Source organism: Trichormus variabilis 0441 (assembly GCF_009856605.1).
Taxonomy (GTDB): Bacteria; Cyanobacteriota; Cyanobacteriia; order Cyanobacteriales; family Nostocaceae; genus Trichormus; species Trichormus variabilis.
The window spans coordinates 2,177,417-2,186,741 of the sequence record NZ_CP047242.1; the positions used below are offsets into that span (position 1 = coordinate 2,177,417).

Consider the following 9,325-nt stretch of genomic DNA (forward strand, 5'->3'; position numbering starts at 1 on the left):
TAGGGGATAGAGGTTAGGGACTGTACCAAGTCCCCAGTAACCGATCCCCTGTTACCGAAGATGTTGTCAAATTTAGCTAAGATATATTAATAAACGGTTGATATATTTGTTGAAATGTGTTCTCTTGCAGATGAGTGCTGCAACCGAACAAAAAGTTGTTGAATTGAGGAAAAAACTTGTCTAAACAAGATTTGATTGAAATGGAAGGCACTGTTACTGAGTCCTTGCCTAATGCCATGTTTCGCGTTGACCTAGATAACGGCTTCAACGTGCTGGCACACATCTCAGGCAAGATTCGCCGTAACTACATCAAGATTTTGCCTGGCGATCGCGTCAAAGTGGAACTAACTCCCTACGACCTCACCAAAGGTAGAATTACCTACCGATTACGTAAGAAGTAGATATATGTAAGGAAGTCTACCATAAAACAAATTATTTGGGTGTTACCCATTTACTTAATTGCATAAAGTTTCCTGAAAATGCTATAATTTAATATTTGGAGTCAATTTTTAAAGGCATGAAAGTCAGAGCCTCAGTCAAGAAAATTTGTGAAAAGTGTAACGTGATCCGCCGTCGTGGGCGCGTTATGGTGATCTGTGTCAATCCCAAACACAAGCAACGTCAAGGATAACATTCTTTGGGCGTTGGAACTTGACGCTTACTAACATCATCATTAGCAACTCAGACGCGTCACAACCGCGTTTTTCCATCAGCAACTGCGAAAAAAATAGGGAGATATTCATCGTGGCACGTATTGCCGGAGTAGACCTTCCACGCGACAAACGCGTTGAAATCGGTCTAACCTATATCTACGGAATTGGGCTATCAAGGTCGCAAGAAATTCTAGCGGCTACAGGGGTTAATCCAGATACCCGCGTTAAAGACCTCAGTGATGCGGATGTAGCAGCCCTGCGAGGCGAAGTCGAAAGCAACTATCAAGTTGAAGGTGACTTGCGGCGCTTGGAAGCAATGAACATCAAGCGTTTAGTTGATATTGGTACATACAGAGGCCGCCGTCATCGGATGGGCTTACCAGTCAGAGGGCAAAGAACTCGCACCAATGCTAGAACTCGTCGTGGGAGAAGGCAGACAGTGGCCGGTAAGAAGAAGGCTCCTGGTAAGTAATATTTCTCTGCTTGCTATCAAAAGCAAGTTTTACCTTAGGTTAACTGAAATAATATGGCAAGACAACCAACGAAAAAATCCGGGAGTAAGAAGCAGAAACGGAACGTTCCCAACGGAATGGCTTATATCCAATCTACCTTCAACAATAGCATTGTCACCATCACCGATCAAAATGGAGATGTGATTTCTTGGGCTAGTGCGGGTTCTAGCGGTTTTAAAGGTGCTAAAAAAGGAACCCCCTTTGCAGCGCAAACCGCAGCAGAAAGTGCAGCCAGACGAGCTATCGACCAAGGAATGCGCCAAATTGAAGTGATGGTTAGTGGACCAGGAGCAGGTAGAGAAACTGCAATTCGGGCGCTTCAAGGAGCAGGGCTAGAAATTACCCTGATTCGAGACATAACCCCCATTCCTCATAATGGTTGCCGTCCGCCAAAGCGCCGTCGCGTGTAGGTCAAGACTTTTGTTCTCACCTGCAATTGCTTGGCAATTGGGGTGAGTGTTCAAGAACTTCCGACGGCTGGGACGACGACAAGCGTGTCAGCTCTTCCACCAGGGAGGGCTGCTATACTCCAAGTCAAGCAAAATATAGTGAATGCCTGCAAGCTAAACCAGTAAATCGAACTGTACCGCCACCAGATGTTGGCAGTTTGATACACCTAAGTTAGCCCAGGGCAATAAAGTAAATTCGAGAGGCAAAAAATTTGCCTGCTAGCAGCACCTTAATTAAGGGAGGCTACTCCGTGGCGCAGTTTCAAATTGAATGTGTAGAGTCTAATACAGAGGAAAGTCGGAATCATTACAGTAAATTTATTCTAGAACCTCTAGAACGTGGTCAGGGAACAACAGTCGGCAATGCGTTGCGGCGGGTTTTACTATCCAATCTAGAGGGAACAGCCGTAACAGCAGTGAGAATTGCAGGTGTTTCTCACGAGTTTGCTACAGTTCCAGGCGTGCGAGAGGATGTCTTGGAAATCATCATGCGGATGAAGGAAGTTATCCTCAAAAGCTATTCATCGCAAGCCCAGATTGGCAGATTACTAGTTAACGGCCCAACAACAATCACTGCATCACATTTTGATTTGCCCAGTGAGGTAGAAGTTATCGATCCTACCCAATATGTCGCCACTATTGCTGAGGGCGGCAAACTGGAAATGGAATTCCGCATCGAAAGAGGCAAAGGATATCGCACAGTAGAAAGAGGGCGTGAAGAAGCCACGTCTCTGGACTTTCTGCAAATTGACTCCATCTTTATGCCGGTGCGGAAAGTTAACTACAGCGTTGAGGAAGTGCGTGCAGATGGCTCCATTCCCAAGGACAGGCTTCTGTTAGAAGTTTGGACAAATGGTAGCATTTCTCCCCAAGAAGCTTTATCTTCAGCAGCTGGAATTCTAGTTGATTTGTTCAATCCGTTGAAAGATATTTCCCTAGAACCAACGGATACAAACTCCGACATTCCAGACGACCCCACTGCCCAAATTCCCATCGAAGAATTGCAACTCTCTGTACGAGCTTATAACTGTCTCAAGCGGGCGCAAGTCAACTCTGTAGCTGACTTGTTGGATTACACCCAAGAAGACTTGTTAGAGATCAAAAACTTCGGTCAGAAGTCAGCAGAAGAAGTCGTGGAAGCTTTACAGCGACGCTTGGGCATTACCTTACCCCAAGAAAGAAGCTCTAAACACAGCTAGTCTTACAATCGTTCAAAGTTCACTGTAGTATTGTTATGCGTCACCGGAATCGGGTCAAAAAACTTGGTAAACCAGCTGATCAGCGCCGCGCCCTGTTACGAGCGTTGACTACTGAACTCATCCGTCATGGTCGGATTACCACTACTTTGGTGCGTGCAAAAGTGGTACGAAGCGAAGTAGATAAAATCATCACCCTAGCAAAAGATGGCTCATTAGCAGCACGTCGTCGAGCCTTGGGTTACATCTACGATAAACAGCTAGTTCATGCGCTGTTTGAGCAAGTTTCTTCTCGGTATGGTAATCGTCAAGGGGGATATACCCGTATTCTGCATACCGTACCTCGTCGGGGAGACAATGCTGAGATGGCGATTATTGAATTGGTGTAGAGAAGGCCGGAGGTAGAGGCTAGAGGTAGAAGGGTAAATTCTTCGCCGAACACCTTGTACTTCAGTCTTCATGAAAAGATCCTATGTTAGATAGTCACCAGCCGAAACAAACTCAACGAGTAGCCTTGGTAGTGCAGTACCTTGGTACAAATTTTCATGGCTGGCAACGACAAAAACAGCATCGGACAGTTCAGGAAGAAATCGAAACAGCGATCGCTAAAATTCTCGGACATCATGTAACACTGCATGGTGCTGGGCGTACTGATAGCGGAGTCCATGCTGCTGCTCAAGTAGCCCATTTTGATGCTACAGGGTTAATTCCCCCACACAAGTGGGCATCAGTTCTCAATAGTTACCTGCCCAAGGATATATTGATAAAAGCTTCAGCAGCTGTAGGCGATCGTTGGCACGCTCGTTTTAGCGCCGCATACAGACGGTATCGCTATACAATTTATACTGAAGATCGACCGAACTTGTTCGTCACACCTTTCAGTTGGCATTATTATTATGCACCCCTAGATGAATCTCTCATGCAGGCTGCCCTTAAACCCCTGATGGGAAAGCATCACTTAGCAGCATTTCATCGTGCAGGCTCCAAGCGATCGCATTCTTGGGTAGAGGTACAAGCAGTAGAGTGTCATCGTAGTGGGCCGTTTATCCATATTGAAATTCAGGCTGATGGATTTTTATATGGCATGGTGCGACTGTTGGTAGGGATGTTAGTACAGGTAGGTTCCGGGCAACGAACTCTGGCTAACTTCACCGAACTCTGGAAAGAACAACGGCGGGAAGAAGTAAAACACGCTGCACCGTCACAAGGCTTATGCTTGTTACGAGTAGGCTATCCAGATTTTCCCTTTACCCCTGACGTTTGGTATGACACCATGCCAAAGTTAGTTATTGGTCAAGAGTCATTAGTCAAGAGTCATTAGTCAAAAGTTTTTGCTATGGACTATGGACTATTGACTATCAGACTCTGAAAAAAATGACAAAGGACAAATAAAAATGAGTAAAACCTATCTTCCTCCTCAAGAATCCCTTGAGCGTGATTGGTACGTAGTAGATGCTACGGACAAACGCCTGGGTCGCCTTGCCAGTGAAATTGCCATGATTTTAAGAGGCAAAAATAAGGCACACTACACCCCACACCTAGATACAGGTGACTTCGTGATTGTTGTAAATGCTGAAAAAGTAGCAGTTACAGGCAAGAAACGTACTCAGAAGCTTTACCGTCGTCACTCTGGTCGTCCAGGTGGGATGAAAACAGAAACCTTTGCTAAACTGCAACAGCGCTTACCAGAAAGAATCGTGGAACACGCTGTCAAAGGTATGCTACCCAAAAATAGCCTGGGTAAGCAGTTGTTTACCAAACTGAAAGTTTACGCTGGGCCGACTCATCCCCACGATGCCCAAAAACCTAAAGAACTAAACATTAATACAATCCCTGGAGCAGAAAGTTAATGGTGGTAGCAGAAGCAAATAGCGGTCGCGCCGTGTACTGGGGTACTGGTCGCCGTAAGTCCGCAGTAGCACGGGTACGCTTGGTTCCCGGTACTGGTCAATTGATTGTGAATGGCAAGCCTGGAGACTTGTATTTTCAATTCAACGCCAATTATTTGGGCGTTATCAAAGCTCCTTTAGAAACCCTGGGATTAGAAAACGAATACGACATTTTGGTAAAGGCGGAAGGCGGTGGCTTAACCGGACAAGCTGACTCAGTGCGTTTAGGGGTTGCTCGTGCTTTATGCCAACTAGATCCTGAAAATCGTCCTCCTTTAAAAACCGAAGGTTACTTAACTCGTGATCCCAGGGCTAAGGAACGGAAGAAGTATGGTTTGCACAAAGCCCGGAAAGCTCCTCAGTACTCCAAACGATAGACTGGGGATTGGGTACTGGGGACTGGGTATAAACTTGCTCATCTCTAGTCTCTAACCCCTAAAAAGCTATAATTTATATAGATTCACCACAAAAGGAACAATGGCTAAATCTGATATTCATCCCAAGTGGTATCCAGAAGCAAAAGTCTACTGCAATGGTCAAGTTGTGATGACCGTTGGTTCTACAAAACCAGAATTACACGTAGATGTTTGGTCTGGCAACCACCCATTTTATACTGGTACTCAGAAAATTATTGATACCGAGGGTCGCGTAGAACGCTTCCTGCGTAAGTATGGCATGAGCAGCACTCAAACTTCTGGCGAACAAAATAAAAAGTAGCGGTTTGGCTCTGCTGTTAACGACGACCCTGCATTTGCTGGGTCGATTGTCATTTTTTGCTGAGCCAATTTGTTATTTCTTTTAAGGAGCGTCGCACTTGTCATGGCTGAATCATACCTGCTGGAGAAACTGAAATCCGTTGAACAAACCTTCAATGAATTAACTCGTCGCCTAGCTGACCCTGATACTGCTAGAAACCCCGATGAGTATCAAAAAATTGCCAAGTCTCGTTCTTCTCTAGAAGAAGTTGTCAATACTTATGAAACTTGGAAAATAGCCCAGGAAGAATTAATAGGGGCGCGTCAAGTACTTAAAGAGTCAAATAGCGATCCGGAGTTGCAAGAAATAGCAGCTTTGGAAGTAAATGAATTAGAAGAAAAAATAAAATATCTAGAAACTCGCTTGAAGGTGTTACTTCTACCCCGTGACCCCAACGATGATAAAAACATCATGTTGGAAATCCGTGCTGGTACTGGTGGCGATGAAGCGAGTATTTGGGCTGGTGACTTACTGCGGATGTATTCTCGCTATGCTGATACTCAAGGCTGGCGGGTGAAGTTGGTGAGTGAGTCCCTTGGGGAAATGGGCGGCTTCAAAGAAGTGATTCTGGAAATTCAAGGTGACAGCGTTTACAGTAAGCTGAAATTTGAAGCAGGTGTTCATAGGGTGCAGCGTGTACCAGCGACGGAAGCTGGGGGAAGGGTACATACTTCAACTGCAACCGTGGCAATTATGCCAGAAGTGGATGAGGTTGAAATCCACATTGACCCGAAAGATATTGAAATGACTACGGCTCGTTCTGGTGGTGCTGGTGGACAAAACGTCAACAAGGTGGAAACTGCTGTTGACTTAATGCACAAACCGACGGGAATACGAATTTTCTGCACAGAAGAACGCAGTCAGTTGCAAAACAAAGAACGGGCGATGCAGATTCTGAGGGCGAAGTTGTATGAGATAAAGCTGCGCGAACAACAAGAAGAAGTTACCTCGATGCGGCGATCGCAAGTTGGAACAGGATCGCGATCTGAGAAAATTCGCACTTATAATTATAAAGATAGCCGTGCCACTGACCACCGTTTAGGTCAAAACTTTTCGCTGAACCCTGTTTTGGAAGGCGATTTAGAAACGGTCATCCAATCTTGTATTTCTCAAGACCAGCAAGAACGGTTGGCAGAGTTAGCAACTTCTAGTGCTGCTGGTTAATTATTAGCTTAATAAATTATGTTTAAACCGTCTGTGGGTAACAGGCGGTTTTTGTTTTGACTCACGTAGAGGCGCTAGGCGTTCCGCTTGTGGTAGGTGCAAAGAAGAGGGTACTGTATTTGCCCATAAGTGATAGAAATTAGACCTTCAAATTCTTCCTAATTGAAAGTTTGTTGCTTTTTAGAGTATCTACCATATACATAGCAGGAAAACTTCTTATCGAGAAGTTCAAAGAAATACCCTGATAATGGTAACTGTTCTCCTTTAAGTTTAAAAATTATTGTATTTAATTTATATTTTCCTTATTTTTTCCTAGAGAAACAAAGCTTTCAAAGTTTCCATTTACAGCTTTTTCCAATATAAGCACAAATCAAATTTTATTCAGAATATTGAAAACAGACAGCATTTTTATCGCCTATTTCAATAATTTCCAGATATCCTTTTTGAAATCATTGGCAATTCTCCTGATTTAGGCAGCCTCTACCGATTTTCGTCAGTGCAAATCAAACAAACAGCACTCAGGATTGATGCTGTGTTTGTGCCTACAGTTGAACATGATCATCTCATCTATTTTGTGGGAGTGCAGTTTCAAGCAAATGAAAAACTTTATTCACGACTGTTTGCGGAAATTTGTTGATACCTCCGTCAAAATCAACCATTAAATGACTGGGGTACTGTGATTTTATATCCAAGTAGGGGTTAGGTTTGACTTTGGAGCAAATAGCACAAACTTTAGATTTAGATATTGAAGAAGTGCGGCAAGCTACACAACAGCAGTCTCCTGACTCTCAAAGCGGTAATTAAACGAGATAACTTTACCCTTTCGTTTGGTAAGAGTTTCTTAAGACAAATTGTTGGTTAATTTTTGTTAATATTGGACACAGTATTGGTACTTCGTCCGCAACTAACCATAATTCCTAACTGAGAGAAACTTGATGCTGCGATTAGAACATATTAGTAAAATTTATCCTACAGGCGAAGTTCTCAAAGATATCAACTGGGAAGTGAAACCAGGCGATCGCATTGGTTTAGTCGGTGTCAACGGTGCGGGAAAATCAACTCAGCTAAAAATTATTACTGGGGAGATAGAACCGACGGCTGGGGAAATTATTCGTCCTGCTAGCCTGCACATAGCCTATCTTAACCAAGAGTTTGAGGTAGATCCAAGCCGCACCGTCAGAGAAGAATTTTGGACTGTATTTAAGGAAGCTAACCAAGTACAGTTAGCTTTAACCCAAGTGCAACATGATATGCAAACAGCGACTCCAGAGGAACTGGATAAGCTAATCGACAAATTGGATCGTTTGCAGCGTCAGTTTGAAGGTTTGGATGGCTATGGTTTGGAAGCACGCATAGGGAAGATTCTCCCAGAAATGGGATTTGAGCAAGAAGATGGCGATCGCCTCGTCAGCGCTTTCTCTGGTGGCTGGCAAATGCGGATGAGTTTGGGGAAGATTCTTCTGCAAGCACCAGATATCTTACTGCTGGACGAACCGACTAACCACTTAGATTTAGAAACTATTGAGTGGTTAGAAAATTATCTGAAAAAGCTAACCACACCGATGGTCATAGTCTCCCATGACCGGGAGTTCCTTGACCGCCTCTGCACCCAAATTGTGGAAACTGAACGCGGTGTTTCTAGTACTTACCTTGGTAACTACACATCGTATCTAGAACAAAAAGCCGAAAGCCAACTAGCACAATTGAGTGCTTACGAACGCCAGCAGAAAGAAATCGAGAAACAGCAAGCATTTGTTGATAGATTCCGCGCCAGTGCTACCCGCAGCACTCAAGCCAAAAGCCGAGAGAAGCAACTAGATAAAATCGAACGCATCGAAGCGCCTGTGGCTGGTGTAAGAACCTTGCATTTCCGCTTTCCCCCCGCACCCCGTAGTGGACGTGAGGTAGTGAAAATCAAGGATTTAACTCATACCTACGATGATAAGATTTTGTTCTTGGGTGCGAACCTCTTAATTGAAAGAGGCGATCGCATCGCTTTCTTAGGCCCCAACGGTGCAGGTAAATCTACCCTGTTGCGGATAATTATGGGTTTAGAACCACCTACAGAAGGTAGCGTGGGTATAGGGGAACACGGTGTGATTCCTGGTTACTTTGAGCAAAATCAAGCCGAAGCTTTGGACTTGAAAAAAACTGTTATGGAAACTATCCATGATGAAGTCCCTGACTGGAAAAATGAAGAAGTCCGCACGCTTTTGGGTAAGTTTCTGTTTACGGGAGACACCGTATTTAAACAAGTAGAAGCATTGAGTGGTGGAGAAAAGGCGCGACTAGCATTAGCGAAAATGCTTTTACGTCCTGCCAACTTAATTATTCTCGATGAGCCTACTAACCACCTAGATATTCCCGCAAAAGAAATGCTGGAAGAAGCACTACGAAATTATGATGGTACGGCGATAGTAGTTTCTCACGACCGTTATTTTATTTCTCAAGTAGCCAACAAAATTGTTGAAATTCGGGATGGTGAATTCCGAGTTTATCTAGGTGATTACCACTATTATTTGGATAAAATCGCTGAGGAAAAAGAAACGGCAAGGTTAGAGGCGATCGCTGCTGAAAAAGCTGCGAAAAAAGCCGCTAAATCAGCTAAATCTTCCGCTAAGAAGAAGTAAAATATTTCATTGATTGTTCATCGGTAATTGGTAATACGTGATTTTTCTTCGCAATTACCAATTACCAATTACCACT

At 44.1% G+C, this 9,325-nt stretch carries 13 protein-coding genes; all 13 read left to right on the top strand.

The window, feature by feature from the left end:
- The first annotated feature begins 176 nt into the window (after window positions 1–176).
- The 13 genes from infA (at window position 177) to GSQ19_RS08830 (ending at window position 9,249) form a co-directional block, all read left to right on the top strand.
- On the top strand, window positions 177–401 hold the full coding sequence (gene infA, locus GSQ19_RS08765) for a translation initiation factor IF-1 (protein WP_006276978.1): 225 nt from the start codon (window positions 177–179) through the stop codon (window positions 399–401).
- Between the two features lie 116 nt (window positions 402–517).
- Entirely contained in the window at window positions 518–631 is a 114-nt protein-coding gene (gene rpmJ / locus GSQ19_RS08770) for a 50S ribosomal protein L36 (protein WP_010998333.1), read from the top strand.
- A 113-nt stretch (window positions 632–744) separates the two neighbouring features.
- Window positions 745–1,125 (top strand): 30S ribosomal protein S13, encoded by a 381-nt coding sequence (gene rpsM, locus GSQ19_RS08775; RefSeq protein WP_011317575.1) that lies wholly within the window; start codon window positions 745–747, stop codon window positions 1,123–1,125.
- A gap of 54 nt (window positions 1,126–1,179) precedes the next feature.
- A complete protein-coding gene (gene rpsK, locus GSQ19_RS08780) occupies window positions 1,180–1,575 on the top strand; it encodes a 30S ribosomal protein S11 (RefSeq protein WP_010998331.1) in 396 nt (131 codons plus the stop codon).
- 290 nt (window positions 1,576–1,865) lie between these two features.
- Window positions 1,866–2,813 carry a DNA-directed RNA polymerase subunit alpha gene (locus tag GSQ19_RS08785; RefSeq protein ID WP_011317576.1) on the top strand — a complete coding sequence of 316 codons (948 nt, stop codon included), beginning with the start codon at window positions 1,866–1,868 and terminating at the stop codon, window positions 2,811–2,813.
- Window positions 2,814–2,848: 35 nt separating this feature from the next.
- Window positions 2,849–3,199: a 50S ribosomal protein L17 gene (gene rplQ, locus GSQ19_RS08790; RefSeq protein ID WP_010998329.1), complete on the top strand. Its 351-nt coding sequence runs from the start codon at window positions 2,849–2,851 to the stop codon at window positions 3,197–3,199.
- A gap of 83 nt (window positions 3,200–3,282) precedes the next feature.
- A complete protein-coding gene (gene truA / locus GSQ19_RS08795) occupies window positions 3,283–4,131 on the top strand; it encodes a tRNA pseudouridine(38-40) synthase TruA (RefSeq protein ID WP_011317577.1) in 849 nt (282 codons plus the stop codon).
- A gap of 73 nt (window positions 4,132–4,204) precedes the next feature.
- Window positions 4,205–4,660: a 50S ribosomal protein L13 gene (rplM, locus tag GSQ19_RS08800; protein ID WP_011317578.1), complete on the top strand. Its 456-nt coding sequence runs from the start codon at window positions 4,205–4,207 to the stop codon at window positions 4,658–4,660.
- Entirely contained in the window at window positions 4,660–5,076 is a 417-nt protein-coding gene (rpsI, locus tag GSQ19_RS08805; protein ID WP_010998326.1) for a 30S ribosomal protein S9, read from the top strand. Before rplM ends, rpsI begins: the two co-directional genes overlap by 1 nt.
- Before the next feature lie 100 nt (window positions 5,077–5,176).
- The gene (gene rpmE, locus GSQ19_RS08810) at window positions 5,177–5,416 is read left to right on the top strand and encodes a 50S ribosomal protein L31 (RefSeq protein WP_011317579.1); all 240 of its coding nucleotides are present in this window, start codon (window positions 5,177–5,179) and stop codon (window positions 5,414–5,416) included.
- Window positions 5,417–5,518: 102 nt separating this feature from the next.
- Complete coding sequence (gene prfA / locus GSQ19_RS08815) at window positions 5,519–6,619, top strand: peptide chain release factor 1 (RefSeq protein WP_011317580.1); 1,101 nt, start codon at window positions 5,519–5,521, stop codon at window positions 6,617–6,619.
- 451 nt (window positions 6,620–7,070) lie between these two features.
- Window positions 7,071–7,256: a DUF2887 domain-containing protein gene (locus tag GSQ19_RS08820; protein ID WP_390816875.1), complete on the top strand. Its 186-nt coding sequence runs from the start codon at window positions 7,071–7,073 to the stop codon at window positions 7,254–7,256.
- Between the two features lie 298 nt (window positions 7,257–7,554).
- On the top strand, window positions 7,555–9,249 hold the full coding sequence (locus GSQ19_RS08830; RefSeq protein WP_011317581.1) for an ABC-F family ATP-binding cassette domain-containing protein: 1,695 nt from the start codon (window positions 7,555–7,557) through the stop codon (window positions 9,247–9,249).
- Window positions 9,250–9,325: the final 76 nt, after the last annotated feature.